General features: G+C 35.1%; 20 protein-coding genes and 2 rRNA genes (1 of these 22 cut by a window edge). 13 read left to right on the top strand and 9 right to left on the bottom strand.

Features of this window, described 5'->3' with window-relative positions; all coding sequences use genetic code 11:
• Together C3L23_RS09190 and rrf are read left to right on the top strand one after the other, a co-directional pair.
• Positions 1 to 2,178 (top strand): 23S ribosomal RNA (locus C3L23_RS09190); it begins 731 nt to the left of the window's first position.
• A gap of 50 nt (positions 2,179 to 2,228) precedes the next feature.
• Positions 2,229 to 2,344: ribosomal RNA gene (gene rrf, locus C3L23_RS09185) — 5S ribosomal RNA — on the top strand.
• A gap of 694 nt (positions 2,345 to 3,038) precedes the next feature.
• Here the strand turns inward: rrf and C3L23_RS09180 are convergent.
• The gene (locus C3L23_RS09180; protein WP_127681997.1) at positions 3,039 to 3,998 is read right to left on the bottom strand and encodes an agmatine deiminase family protein; all 960 of its coding nucleotides are present in this window, start codon (positions 3,996 to 3,998) and stop codon (positions 3,039 to 3,041) included.
• Positions 3,999 to 4,096: 98 nt separating this feature from the next.
• On the opposite strand from C3L23_RS09180, the gene C3L23_RS09175 reads away from it, so the two are divergent.
• From C3L23_RS09175 to pgaD, 5 genes are all read left to right on the top strand, one after another.
• Positions 4,097 to 4,570 (top strand): rhodanese-like domain-containing protein, encoded by a 474-nt coding sequence (locus C3L23_RS09175; RefSeq protein ID WP_127681995.1) that lies wholly within the window; start codon positions 4,097 to 4,099, stop codon positions 4,568 to 4,570.
• Between the two features lie 139 nt (positions 4,571 to 4,709).
• Positions 4,710 to 6,911, top strand: coding sequence for a poly-beta-1,6 N-acetyl-D-glucosamine export porin PgaA (pgaA, locus tag C3L23_RS09170; protein WP_127681993.1), 2,202 nt, complete (start codon positions 4,710 to 4,712; stop codon positions 6,909 to 6,911).
• The gene (pgaB, locus tag C3L23_RS09165) at positions 6,912 to 8,831 is read left to right on the top strand and encodes a poly-beta-1,6-N-acetyl-D-glucosamine N-deacetylase PgaB (protein ID WP_127681991.1); all 1,920 of its coding nucleotides are present in this window, start codon (positions 6,912 to 6,914) and stop codon (positions 8,829 to 8,831) included.
• Position 8,832: 1 nt separating this feature from the next.
• Entirely contained in the window at positions 8,833 to 10,098 is a 1,266-nt protein-coding gene (gene pgaC, locus C3L23_RS09160; protein WP_127681989.1) for a poly-beta-1,6-N-acetyl-D-glucosamine synthase, read from the top strand.
• Between the two features lies 1 nt (position 10,099).
• Positions 10,100 to 10,564 (top strand): poly-beta-1,6-N-acetyl-D-glucosamine biosynthesis protein PgaD, encoded by a 465-nt coding sequence (gene pgaD, locus C3L23_RS09155; RefSeq protein ID WP_127681987.1) that lies wholly within the window; start codon positions 10,100 to 10,102, stop codon positions 10,562 to 10,564.
• Here pgaD and leuC read toward each other — a convergent pair.
• Positions 10,561 to 11,838, bottom strand: coding sequence for a 3-isopropylmalate dehydratase large subunit (gene leuC / locus C3L23_RS09150; RefSeq protein ID WP_127681985.1), 1,278 nt, complete (start codon positions 11,836 to 11,838; stop codon positions 10,561 to 10,563). The genes pgaD and leuC overlap by 4 nt on opposite strands.
• Before the next feature lie 104 nt (positions 11,839 to 11,942).
• Here leuC and C3L23_RS09145 point away from each other — a divergent pair, with 104 nt between their 5' ends.
• From C3L23_RS09145 to C3L23_RS09125, 5 genes are all read left to right on the top strand, one after another.
• The gene (locus C3L23_RS09145; protein ID WP_127681983.1) at positions 11,943 to 12,152 is read left to right on the top strand and encodes a DUF2905 family protein; all 210 of its coding nucleotides are present in this window, start codon (positions 11,943 to 11,945) and stop codon (positions 12,150 to 12,152) included.
• Complete coding sequence (gene thpR / locus C3L23_RS09140) at positions 12,149 to 12,619, top strand: RNA 2',3'-cyclic phosphodiesterase (protein ID WP_127681981.1); 471 nt, start codon at positions 12,149 to 12,151, stop codon at positions 12,617 to 12,619. The genes C3L23_RS09145 and thpR overlap by 4 nt, the downstream gene beginning before the upstream one ends.
• Positions 12,594 to 12,875 carry an EscU/YscU/HrcU family type III secretion system export apparatus switch protein gene (locus C3L23_RS09135; RefSeq protein WP_246831068.1) on the top strand — a complete coding sequence of 94 codons (282 nt, stop codon included), beginning with the start codon at positions 12,594 to 12,596 and terminating at the stop codon, positions 12,873 to 12,875. Before thpR ends, C3L23_RS09135 begins: the two co-directional genes overlap by 26 nt.
• A 57-nt stretch (positions 12,876 to 12,932) precedes the next feature.
• The gene (amrA, locus tag C3L23_RS09130; protein ID WP_127681979.1) at positions 12,933 to 13,505 is read left to right on the top strand and encodes an AmmeMemoRadiSam system protein A; all 573 of its coding nucleotides are present in this window, start codon (positions 12,933 to 12,935) and stop codon (positions 13,503 to 13,505) included.
• A 167-nt stretch (positions 13,506 to 13,672) separates the two neighbouring features.
• The gene (locus C3L23_RS09125) at positions 13,673 to 14,176 is read left to right on the top strand and encodes an ATP/GTP-binding protein (RefSeq protein WP_127681977.1); all 504 of its coding nucleotides are present in this window, start codon (positions 13,673 to 13,675) and stop codon (positions 14,174 to 14,176) included.
• Here C3L23_RS09125 and C3L23_RS09120 read toward each other — a convergent pair.
• The 6 genes from C3L23_RS09120 to C3L23_RS09105 form a co-directional block, all read right to left on the bottom strand.
• Positions 14,173 to 15,012, bottom strand: a complete 840-nt coding sequence (locus C3L23_RS09120) for a nucleoside recognition protein (RefSeq protein WP_127681975.1) — start codon at positions 15,010 to 15,012, stop codon at positions 14,173 to 14,175. The two genes, C3L23_RS09125 and C3L23_RS09120, sit on opposite strands and share 4 nt — an antisense overlap.
• Before the next feature lie 94 nt (positions 15,013 to 15,106).
• Positions 15,107 to 16,690, bottom strand: a complete 1,584-nt coding sequence (locus tag C3L23_RS09115) for a GGDEF domain-containing protein (RefSeq protein WP_127681973.1) — start codon at positions 16,688 to 16,690, stop codon at positions 15,107 to 15,109.
• A 32-nt stretch (positions 16,691 to 16,722) separates the two neighbouring features.
• A complete protein-coding gene (gene ilvD / locus C3L23_RS09110; protein ID WP_127681971.1) occupies positions 16,723 to 18,411 on the bottom strand; it encodes a dihydroxy-acid dehydratase in 1,689 nt (562 codons plus the stop codon).
• 89 nt (positions 18,412 to 18,500) lie between these two features.
• Complete coding sequence (locus C3L23_RS09520; protein ID WP_168175744.1) at positions 18,501 to 18,641, bottom strand: hypothetical protein; 141 nt, start codon at positions 18,639 to 18,641, stop codon at positions 18,501 to 18,503.
• Between the two features lie 62 nt (positions 18,642 to 18,703).
• Complete coding sequence (locus C3L23_RS09660; RefSeq protein WP_256385442.1) at positions 18,704 to 18,835, bottom strand: hypothetical protein; 132 nt, start codon at positions 18,833 to 18,835, stop codon at positions 18,704 to 18,706.
• A gap of 142 nt (positions 18,836 to 18,977) precedes the next feature.
• Positions 18,978 to 19,622 (bottom strand): ABC transporter permease, encoded by a 645-nt coding sequence (locus tag C3L23_RS09105; RefSeq protein ID WP_127681969.1) that lies wholly within the window; start codon positions 19,620 to 19,622, stop codon positions 18,978 to 18,980.
• Positions 19,623 to 19,681: 59 nt separating this feature from the next.
• Between C3L23_RS09105 and C3L23_RS09100 the strand changes: the two genes are divergently transcribed.
• Complete coding sequence (locus C3L23_RS09100) at positions 19,682 to 20,779, top strand: hypothetical protein (RefSeq protein ID WP_127681967.1); 1,098 nt, start codon at positions 19,682 to 19,684, stop codon at positions 20,777 to 20,779.
• Here the strand turns inward: C3L23_RS09100 and C3L23_RS09095 are convergent.
• Positions 20,757 to 22,460: an ABC transporter ATP-binding protein gene (locus C3L23_RS09095; RefSeq protein WP_127681965.1), complete on the bottom strand. Its 1,704-nt coding sequence runs from the start codon at positions 22,458 to 22,460 to the stop codon at positions 20,757 to 20,759. The two genes, C3L23_RS09100 and C3L23_RS09095, sit on opposite strands and share 23 nt — an antisense overlap.
• Positions 22,461 to 22,473 lie beyond the last annotated feature (13 nt).

Here is a 22,473-nt window from a genome sequence, read left to right as displayed (position 1 = left end):
GGAGGACCGAACCGGTAGGCGTTGAAAAGCCTTCGGATGACCTGTGGATAGGGGTGAAAGGCCAATCAAACTCAGTGATAGCTGGTTCTCTCCGAAATGCATTTAGGTGCAGCGTCAAGACGTAGCCGTAGGGGGTAGAGCACTGATAGGGCTAGGGCGGCCCACAGCTGTACCAAACCCTGTCAAACTCCGAATACCTACGGTGGAATCTTGGCAGTGAGGCGTAGGGTGATAAAATCCTATGTCGAGAGGGGAACAACCCAGACTACCGACTAAGGCCCCCAAGTGATAGCTAAGTGGAAAAGGAGGTTTTCCTGCTTAGACAACCAGGAGGTTGGCTTAGAAGCAGCCATCCTTTAAAGAAAGCGTAACAGCTCACTGGTCGAGCGGGGGAGCGCCGAAAATATAACGGGGCTAAAGCTATCCGCCGAAGTCGTAGATTCCAGTTGGACTGGAGTGGTAGGAGAGCGTTGATGTCAGCGTCGAAGCTGTACCGGTAAGGAGCAGTGGAGCGGCATCAAGTGAGCATGCAGGCATGAGTAGCGATAAAACAGGTGAGAATCCTGTTCGCCGAAAGCCTAAGGTTTCCTACACGATGCTCGTCAGTGTAGGGTTAGTCGGGACCTAAGACGAGGCCGAAAGGCGTAGTCGATGGGAAAACGGTTAATATTCCGTTACCTACTAATAGCGAGCCGAAGGGGGGACGCATAGGGCTAACCGAGGTCACTGATGGAATAGTGGCTCGAAGGGTGTAGGAGGTCAGATAGGCAAATCCGTCTGACAATACTCCGAGACCTGACAGGCTCTCAAAGTCCTTCGGGACGGAGAGAGAATCGGTGATGCCGTCGTGCCGAGAAAAGCCTCTAAGGCGTTTGAGCTATTAGTAGCCCGTACCGCAAACCGACACAGGTAGGCGGGATGAGTATTCTAAGGCGCGTGGAAGAACCCTCCCTAAGGAACTCGGCAAACTGGCACCGTAACTTCGGGATAAGGTGTGCCCCGAGTAGGTGAAGCCCCCTGCGGGTGGAGCCGAAAGGGGTCGCAGCGCAGCGCTCTTGCCGACTGTTTACCAAAAACACAGCACTCTGCTAACTCGCAAGAGGAAGTATAGGGTGTGACGCCTGCCCGGTGCCGGAAGGTTAAGGGGATCCGTTAGCCGTAAGGCGAAGCGGTGAACCGAAGCCCCGGTAAACGGCGGCCGTAACTATAACGGTCCTAAGGTAGCGAAATTCCTTGTCGGTTAAATACCGACCTGCATGAATGGCGTAACGAGTGAGGGGCTGTCTCAGGGAGGGATCCAGTGAAATTGTAGTGGAGGTGAAAATTCCTCCTACCCGCGGCAAGACGGAAAGACCCCGTGGACCTTTACTACAGCTTGGCATTGTAGGTGGGATATCCATGTGCAGGATAGGTGGGAGGCTATGAAGCCCGGGCGCCAGCTCGGGTGGAGCCGCCCTTGAGATACCACCCTTGGATATCCTGCCTACTAACCCGCAGCAGTAATCCTGCTGGGGGACAGTGCCTGGCGGGTAGTTTGACTGGGGCGGTCGCCTCCTAAAGAGTAACGGAGGCTCACAAAGGTTGGCTCATGACGGTTGGAAATCGTCAGAAGAGTGTAAAGGCACAAGCCAGCCTGACTGCGAGACAAACAGGTCGAGCAGAGACGAAAGTCGGTCTTAGTGATCCGGTGGTTCTGAGTGGAAGGGCCATCGCTCAAAGGATAAAAGGTACCCCGGGGATAACAGGCTGATCTCCCCCGAGAGCTCACATCGACGGGGAGGTTTGGCACCTCGATGTCGGCTCATCGCATCCTGGGGCTGGAGCAGGTCCCAAGGGTATGGCTGTTCGCCATTTAAAGCGGTACGCGAGCTGGGTTCAGAACGTCGTGAGACAGTTCGGTCCCTATCTGCCGTGGGCGTAGGAAGGTTGAGGAGAGCTGACCCTAGTACGAGAGGACCGGGTTGGACGAGCCACTGGTGTACCAGTTGTCCTGCCAAGGGCAGTGCTGGGTAGCCAAGCTCGGAAGGGATAACCGCTGAAAGCATCTAAGCGGGAAGCCCACTCCAAGATGAGCCTTCCCATGAGGGTGCAGGAAGACTACCTGCTTGATAGGCTGGGGGTGTAAGCCCTGCAAGGGGTTGAGCTGACCAGTACTAATAACCCGATTGGCTTTACTTGCGGTGATGGACAAGACTTTTAACAGCTAACTTTCAGTATATAGTATCAATCCTAGTGGGAAAAGCGTAGGGGAAACACCCAGTTCCATTCCGAACCTGGCAGTTAAGCCCTACAGCGCTGATGATACTGCACCTTTCAGGTGTGGGAAAGTAGGTCCCCGCTAGGATTTATAGTATATACTGTAAATCCCGAAGCTGCCAATTCATCATATCAATCAGCTCTTTCAAATTACTACCAATAGGGTCTGGCGCTTTATTAATCCTTTTTTTATTTTATACAATTAAATCTCATATATATTGCGTATTGATATAATAGTTATTAATTAACTTATTAATATTAAGTTTTTATTATTCAACATATACAGAATATAAAGTTATTATTAAAGTTTTAAATTTAATTATATAACTACTTATGTATATGTACATTAGTGAATAAAAATTACATAATAAAATAAGCAATGTTATAATAAGCAATGTTATAATTATATAAAAATTATATTTTATAATACTCATAATATTTGACGTTATTATCGTGCTTTTATATTTATCAATTGAAATATGTCTTTACAAAATTTGTAGGTTTATATTTTACTTTTTTTATAAATGTTATTTTTTTAGGATTCTTAATATATTATATTAAAAAAAATTTTATTTATTATATTGCTGATTAAATGAAATCCTATAATAAAATTAGAGACAAGTATATTGTTGCATCTAATATACATCCATTTGTTTTTTAAATTAGAACTTTATTCCTGAGTTATAAGTTATTAATAAAAAATTATTTGGTCTTAGTGTTAACATTTGTGGCGGTGTAAAAACAATTGCGGAATAATATAATTCAAAGAAAAAATACTAGGCCTATTTCAAAGTGTCTGAAAAATACTCTTTTGTTATACAATGAATTGAGCCGTGCTGTTTTATAAGTGTGTTTGCGTTTATAGGGAGGATTTCCCTCTGTGGAAATATTTCGCAAAACATATCGTAAACGTATTTGTCGTTTTTGTCTTCATATACGGGCAGTAGAATCGCATTGTTTATTATTAAAAAGTTGACATAAGTTGCAGGCAGTCGGTGATTATCCCATATTTTCGGCTCGGGAAGCGGTAGAGGAATTAGGTTAAAGCCGGTTTTTTTAAGTTCTTTTTCCATTTTTGTAAGTTCTACATAATGAATATCGTTTTTATCTTCACATTTGCAGTAAAGAATAGTGTTTTCATTTGCAAATCTTGCCAGAGTGTCTATATGCGAATCGGTATCGTCACCTTCCAAAAAACCGTGGTTTAGCCAGATAATTTCATTTACAAAAAGTTCTTTTTTTAAAAAGGTTTCTATTTCTTCTTTTGATAACGGATAGTTTCTGTTCGCTTCTAAAAGACACTTAGAAGTTGTAAGAAGCGTTTTGCCGTTTGTATCTATGCTTCCGCCTTCAAGTACAAAATTGTAGCTTTTGTGAATATTGAAAATTTGCCGGGATATTTGATTGTCAAAATTTGCCGGAAATTTTAATCCCCATCCGTTGAATTTGAAATCCAGAAGTTTAACTTCATTATCGGTTTTTACACTTATGGCTCCAAAGTCTCTTGCCCAGGTATCGTTGTTTTTTACTTTTTTAAAAATAAAATTTTTATGTTTTAAATGTGAAACAGTATTTTCGTCTTCATAACAGATAAGAACTTTTTCATACCTAGCGATGGCATAAGCTATTTCGGTGAACGTATTTATCGCCTTTTCCAAACAACACGCCCAGTCGGTGTTTTTGTGTGGAAAAACCAGCTGGACAAATTCCTGTTTTTCCCATTCTGGAATCAAATAATCCATTAGATACCTTTATAGTTTTTATAATTTTATCTAATATTGACCGTTGTCAATGCAGTAAGCTTATTATTTGGTTATTATTTTCAAAAAAAGGAAAAAGAATGAAAAAATTATTATTGGCAGGATTATTAAGTGTAGGTGTATTATTTGCATATAATCCTTTAAACGGAGTAAAAGCCCAAAAAGCTGAAGCTGTTAAAGTTGTAGGAAATCATTTTATTACGGTAAAAACACTTAAAAACTGGATGAAAAACAATAAAAATTTTGAAATAGTGGATGTAAGAGAACCTGCCGAGTGGAATGCGGGACAGATTGATTATATTGAAACTATAAATTTGCCAAGAGGAGTATTATACGCAGGTGTTAAAAAAGGAAGGTTAAAGCCTAATAAAACATACGTATTTGTGTGTAGAACAGGGCACAGAGCTTTATTGGCGGCAGCAACACTGTATAAATGGTATGATTTTAAAAACGTATATGTTTTAAAAGGCGGAATCAAAGCATGGATTAAAAGCGGAGGATTAGTAACTAACGCAATGCATTTGGGGCCTGTAAAAATTCAACTTCAAAAATAACTTTCCTTCTTTTCTTCTTATTTGTCACAATTATCGGATTATGAGCTTTTTTGTCATGGTAAAAAAAATATAAATGTGTTACAATATATTAAATATATATTAAATAGACATTAATATATAATTAAAAAGGTTCTAACTTATGAAAAAAATAGTTTTATTACTAATTTTATGTTTTATCTTTATAAAAGCAGAAGCGGTAATTATAGATAATCAAAATTTTTCAGATAAAAATTTTGAATATATTGCCAAAATATGGAGAAACAGCGGACAATATAAAAAGGCTGTTTATTTTTATCAGCTGTGTTTAATTCAAAACAGTAAAAACATAAACTGTAAATACGGACTGATTTTATCATTGGTAGATAATAAAACACCTAAAACCGCCACATATTATTTAAAAGGAATTAAAAGAAATTATTATTACTATTTTTTAAAAGGATATATTTTAGAAAATGAAAGCAGATATTATGATTCTTTTGTTAATTATCAAAAAGCGCTTGAATTAAACCCAAAATGTAATGATGCTTTAAGGGGTCTTGTAAGAATGCTGGATATGCTGGGACTGCCTTATTTGGCGTACAGATATATGGAAAAAAATCCAAAAATATTTAATAAAAATTATATCTATAGGTTAGAAGAAGATAAGATTGCTTTCAAAATAAGATGGGGTGAAATGAATTTGCCTGATAATAAAAACAGGTTTAAAGAAACTGATGAAGCTCTGAAAAAACTCGACAGTTTAATTTCAAATTCAAAAACTAAAATGAAAAATGAAAATTTTAATATTTTAAAAGCCAGGTTTGACAAAATTGTGGCACTCAGGGACAGATATTATATGAAAGAAGTTATTAAAGAATATAAAAAACTAAAAAAAGAAAATATAAATATTCCCTATTATACGTTAAGTGCTGCAGCGGATGCTTATTTATACAATAAAAAACCTGAAAAAGCTTTAAAATATTATACGGAGGTATTAAAAAAACATCCTAAAGATTTTGAAAGTAAATTAGGGGTTTTTTACTGTTATGTGGAAATGTTTAAATTAAATAAAGCAATTAAATGGATTGATAAAGTTAATGTGAATCAGCCTGCATGGATTAAAGGAAAATTTGAAAATCCTAATAAAGTTGACAGTGCCACTGCGGCGGTTCTTGCAAGATATTTTGCTGATTATATGAATGAAGCCCAGAAAAGATTTGAAAAAATGTGCAGTATTGCGCCTGCTAATGTAGACCTTAGAGCAACATTGGCAAGTGTTTATAAAGACAGGGGATGGGGAAGGAAAGCTGTAAAAGAGTGTGATTTTGCAATTTCGTATAATCCAAAAAACAAAAGCGCAAATTTAATAAAAGCCCTTGCGCTGCTGGATATTCAAAAATTTAGAAAAAGTGAAAAAATAATTAACGGCTTATATAAAAAATATCCGGAAGATCTACAGGTTCAAAGAGCAAAAAAACTTTTTGATATATATAAAAACAGATATGAATTGACAGTTGAAGCTGTTTTCGGGGCGAGTAACGGTATAAATTACGGTAATAATTATTATCATGTTGAAACAAAATTATATTCTAAACCTATAAATTACAACTACAGAGTTTACCTTTTGGGATATTATTCAAAAGGAACAGTGGAAGAGGGCAAAGAAATATATAAAAGACTCGGACTAGCCTTAGAATACAAAAAAAGTAATTTAACTTCTAATATCGGTATCGTGACAAATAAAAATGTAAACAAAAACAGCTGGTTTATAGACGGTAAATATTTTTTTACTGATAAATGGATACTATTCGGCAAATATGAAAGTTATGCTCAAAACACACCTTTAAGAGCTTTAAAAAATAATATTTATGCCAATAGATTTGATGTTGTGTTAACTTATAGAAACAGTGAAAGCAGACAGACGGATATTGAATTTGAAAAAATGGATTTTAACGATTCCAATATAAGAAGAAGTATAAGTTTGTCTCATTATGAACGACTGGTTACCGGTCCTTATTATAAACTGAATACGACTTTTTCATACGCTGTATCTTCAAATACAAAACAGGACGCTGTTTATTTTAATCCGGAAAGAGACAGATATATAGGCGTTGATTTTGAAAATATTTGGCATCTTTACAGAAGATACTCATACGCTTTTTCACATGTTTTAGGAATCAGTATAGGGAATTATTGGATTGAAAATTATTCCTCTCATCCGGTATGGGTGATCAGATACGAACATAGATGGGATATAGGAGATAGCTTTAATTTAATATACGGAATTACCAGAAGTAAAAATTATTACGGGGATATAGAGTATGACACATCTTTTTATTTTTCCCTTGATAGGAGATTTTAAATGTTTAAAAAGATATTGATTATTTTGATTTATATTGTCAGTCTTTATGCGGGAGATAAATTTATGGTTCTTTGTTATCATAATGTAGAAGATAACCCTAAAGATCCTGATATTATGACTATTTCCACGGCTAAATTTTTGCAGCAGTTAAACTGGCTTAGTGCCCACGGATATCATCCTGTAAGTATTGATGATTTGATAGCGGCGAAAAAAGGAATTAAAAAACTTCCTAAAAAAGCAATTTTATTAACGTTTGACGATGCTTATCAAAGTTTCTACACCAGAGTGTATCCGATTTTGAAAGCGTATAACTATCCTGCAGTTTTGGGTGTTGTAGGTAAATGGCTTGAAGCTAAAAAAGGTGAAAAGTTTTTATACGGAAACAAACTAAAAAAAAGAAGTCTTCTTCTAAGCTGGAAAGAGATAAAAGAGATGAGTGATTCCGGACTTGTGGAAATAGCTTCCCATACTTATAATTTACATTACGGTGTATTGGCCAATCCTCAAGGAAATAAAGAACCGGCGGTAACTAGCAGGATATATGATCCAAAAACTAAAACATATGAAAGTGATGTACATTATAAAAAAAGAATAAAAAAAGATTTGGAAAAAAATAGCGAATTGATATACGAAAAAACCGGAAAAAGACCAAGAGTAATTGTATGGCCGTTTGGAGAATATAATGAAATAGCTTTAAATATAGCCAAGAAATTAGGTATGGATATCGCTTTTACGTTAGATGACGGTTCTAATACGTTAAATGATTTAGACAGATTAAGAAGAATACTGATTTTTTCAACAGATAAGTTAAACGACATAGTTTGGACTATTGATAAACCGAATGCAAAGAAAATTCAAAGGGTTGTGCATGTGGATTTGGATTATATATATGATCCCGAACCGGTTCAGCAGGAAAAAAATTTAGGCAGGCTTTTAGACAGGATTAAAGCTTATAAAATCACTACGGTATATCTTCAGGCTTTTGCCGATCCTGACGGAGACGGTGTGGCCAATGCCCTTTATTTTCCGAACAGATATATGCCTGTAAGGGCGGATCTTTTTAACAGGGTTGCCTGGCAGTTAATGACAAGATGTGGTGTTGATGTTTATGCCTGGCTGCCGGTAAGCGCTTTTAACTTGGGAAATAAAGGTGTTTATGTAAAAAGTTATGATCCCGTAACGAAAAAAAGTTTTATAAATAAAAAATATTATAAGAGACTTTCAATATTTGACGTCGATTCAAGGAAGATAATTAAGGGAATATATGAAGATTTGGCAAAATACACCTCGTTTAACGGTATTTTGTTTCATGATGACGGATTTTTTACGGATTATGAAGATGCAAGCAGTGCCGCTTTGAAAGTTTATATGAAAAACGGTTTTCCTGATTCAATAGCAAAAATAAGACAGAATAAACTGTTGTTTAAAAAATGGACGGATTTTAAAACCGATTCACTGATAGCATTTACCATAGAGTTGAAAAAAGAAGTGCAGATATATAGACCAGAGGTGAAAACTGCAAGAAATATTTATGCAAGGGTGATAATGCATACTGAAAGTGAAGCCTGGTTTGCACAAAATTTTCAAAAATTTTTAAACAGTTATGATTATACGGCAGTAATGGCGATGCCGTATATGGAAAACGCCAAAAATGCAGATCAGTGGCTTTTGAAATTAATCAAAGACGTAAAAAAATATAAAGACGGAGTGAAAAAATCCGTCTTTGAACTACAAAGCAAGAACTGGAAAGAAAACAGAATGATAAAATCAAAAACTTTAGCCAGTCAAATGGAACTGTTGCAGATAAACGGTATATTAAACTACGGTTATTATCCGGATGATTTTTTACAAAACCAGCCGAAATTCAGAACGATTTATTCGGTAATGTCGCTGCAGCAGTATCCGTTTGAGAGGAAATAATATGTTTACATCAGATTTTTTTATAAAAATAATAGAACAGCTTATAAACTATTCTTATTATTATCCTCTTTTTATGGCTTACATATGGATGATAGGGGCTGTGTATTATTATTTTCATTGGGAAAGAGGTACAGATCCTGACAGTCCTCCAAAACTGGACAAATATCCGTTGGTAAGTATTTTAGTGCCTTGTTACAATGAAGAAAATCATATACAAGAAACTATTGATTATCTTTTAAAAACCAATTATCCGAATTTTGAAATTATAGCCGTGAATGACGGTAGCAGTGACAACACCGGAAAAATATTAAAAGATATACAAAGTAAACATAAAAATATAAGAGTTATCGAATTCGCAAAAAACCAAGGTAAAGCTATAGGATTAAATTCTGCGGCAATGATTTCAAACGGAGAATATCTGATATGTATCGACGGTGACGCTATATTAGACCCGAATGCCATTACATGGATGATGTCACATTTTTTAAACGGACCCAGAGTGGGAGCCGTTACCGGTAATCCGAGGATTAGAAACAGATCTTCTCTTCTTGGAAAAATACAGATTGGAGAATTTTCGGCAATTGTAGGTATAATAAAAAGAGCACAGAGAATTTATGGAAGAGTATTTACCGTGTCTGGAGTGATAGTTGCATTCAGGAAATCGGCAATCCATAAAATAGGCTACTGGCATACGGATATGGTAACTGACGATATTGATATCAGCTGGAGATTAGAACTTAATCACTGGAATATAAGATATGAACCGAATGCAATCTGCTGGATGCTGGTTCCGGAAACAATGAAGGGGCTTTGGAAACAAAGACTGAGATGGGCCCAGGGAGGAGCTGAGGTATTGAAAAAATATTTTAAAAATATATTTGATTACAAAAGCAGAAGAATGTGGGGAATTTATGCGGAATATTTTTTAAGTTTAATATGGGCATATTCTGCAATTTTTACATTAATTATATGGATATTGGGTCATTTCATAAATATGCCCGAAGGCATGAAAGTGCCTACTTTAGTTCCGTCAATTTACGGTACTTTTTTAGGAATTACTTTTTTATTGCAGTTTGCTATAAGTCTTTTTATCGATTCAAAATATGAAAAGGGTGTAGGCAGGTATTATTACTGGATAATCTGGTATCCTTTTGCCTTTTGGATAATAAATGTATTTACGACAACAGTCGGATTTATAAAAGCTATGTTTAAAGAAAAAGGCAAAAGGGCAGTGTGGGACAGTCCGGACAGAGGTATAGGAGATTAAAATGTTGAATACAGATAAAATTATTATAGAAAATCCTGAATTTTTAAATAAAACTGCTAAAGCAAGGGATAAAATAATTACTTTTTTATTCTGGGCTTTTTTAATTTATATATTCAGGCCGCTATTTGCTTTGATATTATGGCTTTTGTTTGAGATTCATGTATTTAGCGAAGATGTTTTTAACATGGATGTATATGAAGAAATTGTAAAATTTTTAATAAAAAACAGTTTTACTATTTTTGCGTTTGGAGTTATTTTTATATCTTGGGCACTGTATAATAAGATAACTTATGGTAATTTACACAGAAGAAAACCGATTCCTGAAGTTACAGATGAAGAGATAGCTGAATATTTTAAAATAAATATTGCTGATTTAAAAAAATGGAAAAACTCAAGATATATTAAATTTGATATTGAAGAAACGGATAGAGGAATTAGTATAAAAGAATATAAAAAGAGAAATTAAATTTCTCTAGGATCGGCTATTTTACCTGCAATCGCACTTGCAGCCGCAACTGCGGAGTTGCTTAGGTATACTTCGCTGCTTCTGCTTCCCATTCTTCCTCTGAAGTTTCTGTTTGTAGTGGCTACGGCTCTTTCTCCGTCACCGAGAATACCCATATATCCGCCAAGGCAGGCACCGCATGTAGGATTTGCAACAACAGCGCCGGCGTCAATTAAGATATCAAGGATTCCTTCGTGTTCAGCCTGTTTGTAAATTCTCTGAGTTGCAGGGGTTACGATCAATCTTACTCTTCTGTGTACTCTTTTGCCTTTAAGGATTTCGGCTGCAATTCTAAGGTCGCTAAGCGTTCCGTTTGTACAGCTTCCGATATATACCTGGTCGATTTCGATATCGTCTTTAACCGCCTGGCTTACAGGTTTGCCGTTGCTTGGAAGGAAAGGATACGCTACAAGAGGTTCGAGTTTGTTTACGTCTATTTCAATTACCTGAGAATAGTTTGCGTCAGGATCTGAATAATGGATTTTAGGCTCGCTTCTTAAAGGATTGTATTTTTTAACTTCTTCTAAAAACGCTTCAGTGATTTTGTCGTATGCGACAATTCCGTTTTTAGCTCCCGCTTCAATAGCCATGTTACAAAGGCTCATTCTGTCATCCATTGGAAGGTTTTCAATAACTTCTCCCGTGAATTCAAGAGCTTTGTATAATGCTCCGTCAACGCCTATTCTTCTGATAAGTTCTAAGATCAGATCTTTTCCGTATACGTGCTGCTGTCTTTCGCCTTTAAATACTACTTTGATACTCTCAGGAATTTTAAACCAGCTTTTACCTGTAATCATGCAAAATGCGATATCGGTAGAACCCATACCCGTAGAAAAAGCTCCTAGAGCGCCGTGTGTACAGGTATGAGAATCCGCACCGATAATAACGTCTCCCGGAATTACAAGACCTTTTTCAGGTAGTAATCTATGCTCGATTCCCATATCTTTTTCGTCAAAAAAGTTTTTAAGATCGTGTTTATATGCAAAATCCCTGTTGATTTTAGCCTGATTTGCGCTTGCAATATCTTTTGGCGGGATAAAGTGGTCTAAAACGATTGCAAAATTATCAGGTTTTGCAAGTTTTTCGGCACCGCTTTCATTAAAAGCTCTGATTGAAATAGGTGTTGTAATATCGTTTCCGATAGTCATATCCACATCGCACATAATAATTTCACCGGGTTTAACCTCGCGGCCTATGTGCTCTGCAAAAATCTTTTCGGTTATTGTCATAGGCATAATGGTCCTTTTTTAATGAAATTATAGCTAATTTGATATAATTAAAAAAAGGTTGAAGGATACAGGATAAAGGAAGAAGGCAATAAGTTTAAAAAAGGAAAAAAATGGCAAAAATTTTTATATTTATAGGTCTGATTTTTATTTTAATAGGCGTTATTTTGTATCTGTTTAAAGGTTTTCCTCTTTTTAGACTTCCGGGTGATATCGTAATAGACAAAGGAAATTTTAAATTTTATTTTCCTATAACATCTTCAATCATTATAAGTATTGTTTTAAGCGTACTGTTTAGTATTGTTTTAAAGTTTTTAAAATGAGACTTTTTATAGCTACACCTGTGCAGCTCCCGATATACGGGGCTGTTAAAAATTCGCTTTCAAAATATGTTGAGGGTAAGTGGGTTGAAGGGTGGAATTTACATTTGACCCATAAATTTATAGGTGATGATGAGCCTGAGAAATATAAAACAAAATTAAAAATTAAAAATGAAAAGTTAAAAGTTAAAGGAATAGGAACTTTTGGCGATCGGGTACTGTATTTAAAAGCCGATATTGACGATGATATAAACAGACAGATTAATGAAAAGTTTGGCTTAACGAACGACAAGCCTTTTAAACCTCATATAACGCTTTGCAGAATAAAAAACATTAAAGACAAAAAGTTTTGGGATGAACTTAAAAAATGGGAAAACATTGAGTTTGAAGTACCTCTTGAAGTGTATCTTTATAAATCCACACTTACAAAAAAAGGTCCCGTATATGAAAAAATCTACAAATATGAATAAAGCCGTAGCGTTAAAATATAAAGCTTATGAACAAAACGCTCCGAAAGTAATTGCAAAAGGCAAAGGAGAGCTTGCAAGAAAAATAATTGAAAAAGCCAAACTTTACGATGTGCCTCTTTTTCAAAACGAAACTCTTGCGGATATGCTTTTGAATGTGGAGGTTGGAGAGGAGATACCTCCTAAAATGTATCAAGCGGTAGTAGATGTCTTTATATGGCTTTATAAACTTGAGGAAAAAGCGCAACTGAGCAAATAGTTTAGTTAAATTGACTAAAGAAATATGATATAATATATAAAATATAAGGAGGGGAAAATGGAAGATTTAAGAGTACTGTTGAAACTTGCGAGAATGTCAATTTTAGAAGAATTTGAAGGAAAAAAGCTTATTGATAAAGAAGAATGGATAAAAAAATATCCTTTTTTAGCAGAAAAGAGGGCGTGTTTTGTTACGCTTAAAATGAAAGACAAACCAAGAGGGAGTAATCTTAGAGGATGTATAGGATCAATCCTTCCTTACAGGCCATTGATTGACGATGTTGTAGCAAATGCTAAAGCTGCGGCTTTTGAAGATCCGAGATTTCCTCCGCTGACTCCGGAAGAGTTTGAAAGGGTTAAAATAGAAGTAAGTGTACTTACAATACCTGAAAAACTTGAATATGAGGATAAAGAAGATCTGATGAGAAAAATACGCCCAGGAGTTGACGGGGTTATCTTACAGCTTGCGAATCATCAGGCAACATTCCTTCCGAGTGTATGGGAAGAATTGCCGGCGTTTGAGCTGTTTTTTGCACATCTTTGTATGAAAGCGAGATTACCGGGAGACTGTTTGATGTATCATCCGACAATTTACACGTATCAGGCTGTTGAAGTGGAGGAGGAAGAATAATATTTCCCGGAAAACTTTTTTCGGGATTTTAAATCTCAAAAATATAAAGCAGGCAAGTTGGAAAAGTGACAGACATAAACATGATAGTTGTTTGTGAACTATATGTTGGATATATTTTATTAATTGCATAATTTTGCCGATTTAGACTAAAATAAGAGGGAGACAGTATGATAAATATTGACAGGTACGGATTAAATTCGGCAAGTTTTGATTTTTCTTTTGTTACAAGCGACGGAGATCAAATTGAACTTAAAATGTACGATTCGATTGAAGCTGCAAGTTCATATAAAAAGGGCAGAAATTTTGAATCGGAAGAGTTTACGCTCAAGCATGAATACGGTTATGAGTTTCATTATAAGGGCAACGGATTAAGCGAACAGGATAAAAAAGAAATAGCCGAAACGTTCAAAAAGATAAAACCTCTCTTTGAAAAATTTATAAAACAAAAAGAAGCAAATGAAAAGGTTATGACAAATACCGCTCAGATGTTAAAATCAGTACTTCCGAAAATAAAAAATGAAAATCATTTAAATGCGGTAAAACATGAAGCTGTAAATACGTTTGATGATATATTAAAGCAGATAAAAGCTACGCTTGATGAGGTCAAAAAAGCAAAAGAGCTTTTTGATAAAATTTTTGATAAATCCAAAAAATTAGAAATATATGTTTAAAGTTTTATAAATTTAACCGCTATGTAAGAAAGTATAACCGCCAAAATCAGTCTTATTCCGACTAAAACCCAAAAATTTGCTCCGAACAGTACAAAAAGTAGAGGGTCTTCGATTAAAGAGTGGGCAATCATAAGAAATGTCCCTACGAATAAAAGCTCTTTTTTTGTTAATTTGTCTTTTTCGGCTATAAGTATACCTGCACCGTATGTTATTCCCAGAATTATTCCTGTAATAACGGAAAAGGACGCGCTAAGATTTTTATTTTTAAAAATTTTTGTTTTAATAAAATGCATTATAAAAATAATTATCGTAATTAAAATAATAATTTTTAAAGCTAAAATAGAAGCATTATATAATGATGTGCCTGTCATGTCCCAAAATGAGCTGTAATGAGGCAGGCTTATCTCTTTTTGCAGGGTTTTGCCTTCAATGTGTATCGGAAGAGCTCTTAAGATTAGAACAGCCAATATACCCACACCTATTCTAAGAACAGTTGAATACCAGTGAGGCATGCTTAATTTTTTCATAATGGTATTTTCTACGGGAAGGGCATGTGCAATTCCTAAAAACAGTCCTAAAATTGTCCATTCATACGGTGTAAGTCCGAGAGGGGCAGCGAAAGCGATTGCGGCATATAGATTAAACAAAACTCCGGCGGCAATGGATAACGATACTTCCGGGTTTAATCCCATAATAGATGTTATCGGCTCGAATATAAAAGAAATTTTTTGCAAGATGCCGAAATAGATAAGTATATCTGCAAGTAAATAAAAAGGTATAACAAGTTTAATAATTAAAACGGCAGTTTTTAAAGCCGAATTTATCAGTTGTTTCATATATGCTCTTTTTGTAGAAATTATATAAAAAAACATTCTTTTTTTGAAAATCAGATACATAAAGAATACGGTTTATTATTAAAAGAACTAATTATTAAAACTCGACTCTGTTTTTGCCGTTTCTTTTTGCTTTGTATAGATTGATATCCGCTCTTTTAATGGCGTCATATATTGATTCGTCATCCGAATGTATTTCGCTTATTCCCAGGCTGATTGTAAACTCAAGATGTTTTTCGCCTATATCAATAACGGTTTTTTCTATTGCCTGTCTTATTTTTTCTGCAATTTTATATGTATTGTGTATATTTGAATTAGGTAAAATTAATATAAACTCTTCTCCTCCGTATCGTATAAAAACATCTTCTTTTCTTATAAGTTTTTTGATTTTTTGTGCAAGTGTTATTAAAACCAAATCTCCTATATCATGACCGTAAGTATCGTTTATTTTTTTGAAGTTGTCTATATCCAGCATTATAATACCGACTTGAGATTTTGAAAGTTTATATTTTAAAAACAGTTCATTTCCTTTTTCTTCTAAAAATCTTCTGTTGAATATATCAGTCAAGCCGTCTTTATATGCTTTGTCTGAATATTTTTCAACTTTTTGAGTCAAAAGAGAAATATAAGTTTTTATATCGTTTGCCATGTCTATTAGATTGTTTTTATATTTATCTAATTCGTCTTTTGGGACTGTTTTTTTTGGAATTTGATTAAATTTCTGATTTTTAATTAGAGATAAAATATAGTTCATTTCGTTTAATTTGTCAAAAAGCCATTTGAATAAAATAAATATTACTATAAATATAAATAAATAACTGAATATTTCTAAAGCGAGTTTATTTAAAGTTCTTGTTTTTAATACGTTTATGCTTGTAGAAATATCGTCTTTTATAATTAAATATGCCATTGTATGATTGAAAAAATCATTTATTTTGATTTTAGTGAATACATAGCCGTTTTTTATTTCATAACCTGGGCTGAGTTTTATATTGTAAATATTTCCCATGATTTTCCAGTTTTTATATGAAGGCAGATTTTTAAAAAAAATATATCTTTTTGATGTAAGGGAATTTTTTAAAATGTTATTATTTAAATATATGCTAATATCTTTTACGCCTAGCTGTCTGAATAGTTTTGCAAAAGTATTAATATGAATACCAAACGATAAGCTTCCAAGTAGTCTGTCTTTATAAATTATAGGATAAGTGGCTCTAAATCCGGGATATAGCCTGCATACGTAAAAATGCGTAGAAGGAGTAAACGAAGTGCTGACCCAAACAATATCTCTTCTGGCTTTGCTTACGTCAATATTATAAGCTTTTAAATTTGCGAAATTAACGAAGCTTATAGCTGGTCTTTTAAAAAAATGAATCTCTTCTAATAATCCTGAAGCATGAAGATTTTTGTATAAAGGCATTACGAAATTTATCAGTTTTGTTCTGTTGTTTTCAAGATAAGCCTCAATAACCGGTTTAGAAGTACTCAAAAATTTTGCAAAGGAATTAAGAAAATTTTTTTTATCATTTAATATTACTTTATATTCTTTTGTTCTGGTTTTAAAAACTTCTTTTGCTTTTTCTTCAATTAAAATTTTTGTACTTTGATTAGTATAATAAACGGAAATACCGATTACGATGCAGCACATAACAAAAATTGAAATATATATTTTAAATCTCAATAGTTACCTTTAATCCTCAAAAGGAGGAAAAATTATTCGGCTTTTAATATTGCACCGTTGCTTGCGTTAGTTACTAGCATTCTATATTGTTTAAGCCATCTGCCTGGTACTTCTTTTTTAATAGGAGTAAACTCTTTTTTTCTTTTTTCGATTTCTTCAGGTGATAAATCTACATTTATTGAGAAATTATCAACATCTATTTCAATAATATCTCCGTCTTTAAGAAGACCTATCATTCCGCCTTCTGCAGCTTCAGGGGAAACGTGGCCTATGCTTAGACCTCTTGTAGCGCCGCTGAATCTTCCGTCTGTAATAAGCGCTACTTTGTTGCCAAGACCCATACCCATAATCAGACTTGTAGGTGCTAGCATTTCCTGCATTCCTGGACCGCCCTTCGGACCTTCGTATCTGATTACCACTACATCGCCTTCTTTTATTTTTCCTGAAGTGATGCCGTCAATCGCTTCTTGCTGGGAATTAAAGCATACGGCCTTTCCTCTGAATTTTTTCTCACCCGTAATACCGGCTGTTTTTACCACGCATCCTTCTTCTGCAAGGTTACCGAATAAAATAGCAAGTCCTCCGACTTTGCTATAAGGTTTTTCTATAGGGTGGATGATGCTTGTATCTAATACTTTTGCATCCTTAATTCTTTCTTCTACCGTTCCGCCTTCTATTACTGGGTTATCAAGGTATAGAATCGTGTCGCTTCTTTTGCTGATCTCTTTCATAACGGCGCTCATACCGCCCGCTTTATGGATGTCTTCCATGTGAACAGTTTGAAGTGAAGGAGAAATTTTCGCAATGTGTGATGTGTGTTTTGCAATTTCGTTAAGTTTGTGCAGGTCAAAATCAACTCCTGCTTCTTTTGCTATTGCAATAGTATGTAAAACGGTATTTGTGCTTCCTCCCATTGCCATATCCACTACAAATGCGTTGTGAATGGCTTTTTCGTTTATGATGTTTCTTATTTTATACTGTTCCCCAAGCTCTTCGTTTTTGGCCAGTTCGCATATTCTTCTGGCGGCTGTTCTTAAAAGCTCTTCCCTTTCGGGTGTAAGGGCTAAAACAGTTCCGTTGCCTTTAAGAGCTATACCCATAGCTTCAATAAGCGTATTCATAGAGTTGGCCGTAAACATACCTGAACAGCTTCCTCCTCCAGGACATGCTACGCATTCGAGTTCATAAAGTTTTTCTTCGCTGAGCTCTCCTTTTTCAAATTTGCCCAGTCCTTCAAATACCGTAGCCAGGTCTACAGGCGTTCCGTCTGATAAATGACCAGATCTCATAGGTCCACCTGTTACAAATATAGTAGGTACGTTGACTCTAAGCGCACCCATAACCATACCCGGAGTAATTTTGTCACAGTTCGGGATACAGATAAGCGCGTCAAGTTTGTGGGCATTCATAACTGTTTCGATAGAGTTTGCAATAATTTCACGGCTAGGAAGCGAATAAAGCATTCCGTCATGTCCCATAGCTATACCGTCGTCAACTCCGATAGTGTTAAATTCGAACGGAACGCATCCGTTTTTCCATATTTCGTCTTTTACGATTTCGGCATATTTATTTAAAAAAAAGTGTCCCGGAATAATTTCTATAAACGAGTTTGCAACACCGATAAACGGTTTGTCGAAATCTTCGTCTTTAAGTCCTGTAGCTCTGAATAAACTTCTGTGAGGGGCTCTGTGCCATCCTTTTTTTACTTCATCACTTCTCATTTGTATTGTCCTTTTTTTCCTTATTTTATCACAAAATTATTACAATAATATTAGAATAGTTAAAACAGCGGCAATTTGACGGAAAAAGACTACAGCCAGTTTATGAGGTCTTTTTCAAACAATTTAACCGCGCTGTTAAACGCTTCTACTGCGCTTTTTGCATTTTTTTTACATGGAATTTTATAATAAAAATCTTTTGATTTGCTATTAACGTAAGCTTTTCTATCCAAAATTACATAAGATTTGTTTTTGCTTATAACATGTACGGCGTTGGTAATGTAAAGTTTGAGATTTATATTCGCTTTTTTATTTCTTCCGGTCTTTTTGGCGTAGTCGCTTTTTTGAATATTATATTGCTTGGAGAGTTTTTGCTTCCACCTTCTATTTCTATATATTTTAGTCCCGTTATTCCTTCAAGCTCCAATACCGCGTAGCAGTTTTTTCTAAGGGTTATGCTTTTATCGGCTCCAAACGTTACTATTACCTAATTCGGTTTATTTGGATTAAGGGTTATTTTTGTAACGCTTCCGATATTAATACCCATGTATTTAATAGGTTATGCTATGTTAAGTCCTGATACGGATTCGTAAAAACCTCCTGATAGTAACTTTTTGGTTTGTTGTTAGAACTGTTTTTTTTGTAAGTTTCATGACTCCCATTTCGGCGCTGAATGCGGATGCGCTCCTTCCGGCTACTACGATAGCGGCAATCAGCGGAGCCAGCTCTCTGAAAATCGAAATGTCAAGCATATCTACGATGTAAATATTCGCTCCGGCTTTAACGATAATGGCGGCCGTTTCTTTGAATCTGAATTTCCACGGATGTGTAATAAGAAAAAGTAAAAAATAGATAAATTCTCCAAAGAACAGTAAAAAATTAATACCGTTTTCTTTTATCGAAACGGCTATCTCTTTTATATACTCACGGGCATAAAATAAAAGGGTTCTGTTGTCTTCAATAATATTTAGATTTTTTATATTCTGTAAAACGAATTCATACAACGGTTTAATGTTTTGATTTATGTTTGTAAGAGTGTTCTTTTTTGAAAGTTCGGCTAAAAACAGGGCTCCTTCGTAATCTATAGATTTTACTTTGCTTAAATCTATTATCATATTTTTTACTTTTAACAGATAATAAATTTCAGTAATTGTGTTTTTATCAACAGTGCCGGCGATTTTTGCCAAGTGTTTGTCAATTTCTATTTTAACCATTATTCTCCGTTTGGTTTCTTTGATATAATTATACTAAAAAATATTAAAGGTTTCAGTTTATGTTTTATTTACCGAGTAAAGATGAATGTGATAATATAGTATCAAATTCTAAACAGTTTTTTTGTAAAAATTTTACGTATAAAAACAGAGAAATTGCCGTATATCACTATAAACAGGGAAATTTCGAAGAGTTTGAAAAATTTAACGCATGGGAATTAAGGGGCATTACGTTTGTAAAAGAGGAAAACGGGTGGAAAAGATTTCCGGCTATTCATAAGTTTTTTGAGCTGAATCAGGCTCCCGGATGGATGGAAGAAGACTTGAAAGATAAAAAAGTTATAAAAGTCAGCGAAAAAATAGACGGTACATTCGTTCATCCCGTTATAATCGGAAGAGAAGTCTGTTTTAAAAGTAAGCTCAGATTTGATTCGTATCAGGCGTTGAGGTCTCAGGAAATTTATGAAAACAGTGAAAATATAAAAAAGTTTGTGAAATACTGTTTTGATAACGGACTTTTTCCGATGTTTGAGTATATTTCCGAAAAATCCCAGGTTGTAATGGATTATAAAAAAGAGGCTCTGATTCTTACGCAGGTGAGGGATGAAAAAGGCAAGTATCTGCTTGATTTTGAAAAACTGGCGGATAAGTTTGGTATAGAATACGCCTGTATATGTGAAAACAAACCTTTAAGCGAATACATAAAAAATAGAGGCGTATGTGTCAGCAAAGAAGGCTGGATTCTGATATTTGAAGATATGAAATTTGTAAAAGTTAAAACGGACGAATATTTAAAAAGACATAAAATCCTTGGAGATATCAAAGAACATAATATCATCCAGATGACGCTGAGCGGTGAAATAAAAAAACTGTTTGAAATACTGAATCCCAAAAGCGAAAAATATGAGTTTGTAAAAGAGATACACGACAGATTTAATGAAAAATACGATAATCTGCAAAAAGATCTGTTGGGAATAATAGATTCGTTTGAGGGAACGCTAAAAGAGTTTAAGGAAAAGTATCAAAACCATCCGTTTTATGCAATACTCAGTGAAGCATACAAAAAAAGAAAGAAGCAGCCGCCTCACCTAACGATAAGGCAGTGGGTGGAAAACAACACCAAAAAACTTAAAAACGCTAAGAGGTTTTTAGGGTTATAATTTCCCTGTTTTTAATCATAATAATATCTTCCGCTTTTGCAATGGTTTCAGCTCTGTGGGCTATAATTATCGAAGTTCTCTCTTTTAAGAAACTTTCAATGTTTTTGAAAACCCTCTCTTCTGTGTCTATATCAAGTGCCGAGGTTGATTCGTCGAGTATGATAATTTTAGGCTTATGAAGCAGGGCTCTTGCTATTGCAACGCGCTGTTTTTGTCCGCCGCTGAGTTTAACTCCGTTTTTCCCGACATAGGTGTTCAGTTTTTCAGGCCAGTTTTCTACAACATCTTTAAGCTCGGCTAGTTTCAGGGCTTTCCATATTTCATTTTCTTCAAACTCTTTTCCAAGGGTCAGGTTGAATAAAAGTGTATCGTTAAAGAGTCTTGTTTCTTGCAGTATCAGACTTACGTTTTCTCGGATTTTATCAAGTCCGATTTCTTTGAAACTTACATCGTTGTACCTGATATCTCCTTCATTAGGAATGAAAAATCCGGCTATTATTTTGGCAAGTGTAGTTTTACCGCCTCCGCTTGCACCGATAAGGGCTGTGATTTTATTCGGTTTAATGCTAGCCGAAGCGTTTTTCAGTATCCATTCGCTTTCATTATATTTGAAGGAGATGTTTTGGATGTCTATTTGTACCGGTTTATTGAAAGGATTTTGTTTATGAGGGAACTTCGGCTCTTTTGTTAATGTCAGCATTTCGTTTATACGGTCAAGCGCGGCTTTTGCGGCGAAATAGCTGTACTGGATGGAAATAATGTCCTGAATGGGAGTCATCATAAACCAAAGATAACTGTAAACCGCCAGCATAAGCCCGATTGTCAGGTTGTCGTAGGCTACGGCTAAAATTCCTGCGGCTCTGAATATTTCAAATCCTATCAGGAATATTAAAAAACTCAGTTTGTTAAACGCTTCGACTTTATAGCTGAAATCAAAGGCTTTTTGCTTTAATTCTTTTGTAAGGACAAAGAGTTTTTTAAAAAAGAAATTTTCTTTGTTGTAGGCCTTTATCTGCTCAAAAAGCTCCAGCGTCTCTATAAGCGCTTCTTGAAATACTGAAATAGAACGGTTTTGCTCGGTTTTGTATTTTTTGACTTTTCTGGCTATTTTACCCGAGAGCACAACTACAAAAGGATTTAGTATCAAAATAAAAAGCCCTAGTTTCCAGTTGATAATAAGTAAAACTATTGCAACTCCAATAAGGGTAAGGGCGGAGATTACAAATCGGGATACCGATTTGATCAAAAACTCTTCAACCGTATTTACGTCACTAATAAGACGGCTGGCTATATCTCCTGTTTTCAGGTTTTCGTATTCGTTTATTGAGAGGTGTTTTAAGTGGTTCAGCACTCTTATTCTGATTTTGTAGGTAATATCTTTTGTTATTTTTTCAAAAAAATATGTTTGTGCTACATTCAGCCCGACAAAAAGAGATCTTAATATCAAAACTATACTCAAAGTGACTATAACGTAACAAAACGGCGAACAGCTGCCGAATATTTTACTTATGCTTTCAACCCATATTCCGGGCTTTTTAAGCAGAACTTCGTCGATTAGAAGCGGCATAAGCATAGGTATGGGAATGGAGATAATTGTAGCGATTAATGCTATAATTTGAGCCGTAATAAATTCTTTTTTATATTTTTTGATCTCTTTTATCAGATGTTTGAACGTATACAATTTTTACCTTTAG

The sequence above is a fragment of the Nautilia sp. PV-1 genome (assembly GCF_004006315.1).
In the GTDB taxonomy this organism is placed as follows: domain Bacteria; phylum Campylobacterota; class Campylobacteria; order Campylobacterales; family Nautiliaceae; genus Nautilia; species Nautilia profundicola_A.
This window is presented reverse-complemented; position numbering and strand designations above follow the sequence as displayed.

Coding starts and splice junctions, on each gene's coding strand:
- C3L23_RS09135 (WP_246831068.1), top strand. CDS start 12,594: ATGAAAAAATCTACAAATATGAATAAAGCCGTAGCGTTAAAATATAAA.
- leuC (WP_127681985.1), bottom strand. CDS start 11,838: ATGCCTATGACAATAACCGAAAAGATTTTTGCAGAGCACATAGGCCGC.
- thpR (WP_127681981.1), top strand. CDS start 12,149: ATGAGACTTTTTATAGCTACACCTGTGCAGCTCCCGATATACGGGGCT.
- C3L23_RS09145 (WP_127681983.1), top strand. CDS start 11,943: ATGGCAAAAATTTTTATATTTATAGGTCTGATTTTTATTTTAATAGGC.
- C3L23_RS09105 (WP_127681969.1), bottom strand. CDS start 19,622: ATGGTTAAAATAGAAATTGACAAACACTTGGCAAAAATCGCCGGCACT.
- pgaB (WP_127681991.1), top strand. CDS start 6,912: ATGTTTAAAAAGATATTGATTATTTTGATTTATATTGTCAGTCTTTAT.
- C3L23_RS09175 (WP_127681995.1), top strand. CDS start 4,097: ATGAAAAAATTATTATTGGCAGGATTATTAAGTGTAGGTGTATTATTT.
- pgaC (WP_127681989.1), top strand. CDS start 8,833: ATGTTTACATCAGATTTTTTTATAAAAATAATAGAACAGCTTATAAAC.
- pgaA (WP_127681993.1), top strand. CDS start 4,710: ATGAAAAAAATAGTTTTATTACTAATTTTATGTTTTATCTTTATAAAA.
- pgaD (WP_127681987.1), top strand. CDS start 10,100: ATGTTGAATACAGATAAAATTATTATAGAAAATCCTGAATTTTTAAAT.
- C3L23_RS09180 (WP_127681997.1), bottom strand. CDS start 3,998: ATGGATTATTTGATTCCAGAATGGGAAAAACAGGAATTTGTCCAGCTG.
- C3L23_RS09100 (WP_127681967.1), top strand. CDS start 19,682: ATGTTTTATTTACCGAGTAAAGATGAATGTGATAATATAGTATCAAAT.
- C3L23_RS09125 (WP_127681977.1), top strand. CDS start 13,673: ATGATAAATATTGACAGGTACGGATTAAATTCGGCAAGTTTTGATTTT.
- C3L23_RS09120 (WP_127681975.1), bottom strand. CDS start 15,012: ATGAAACAACTGATAAATTCGGCTTTAAAAACTGCCGTTTTAATTATT.
- amrA (WP_127681979.1), top strand. CDS start 12,933: ATGGAAGATTTAAGAGTACTGTTGAAACTTGCGAGAATGTCAATTTTA.
- ilvD (WP_127681971.1), bottom strand. CDS start 18,411: ATGAGAAGTGATGAAGTAAAAAAAGGATGGCACAGAGCCCCTCACAGA.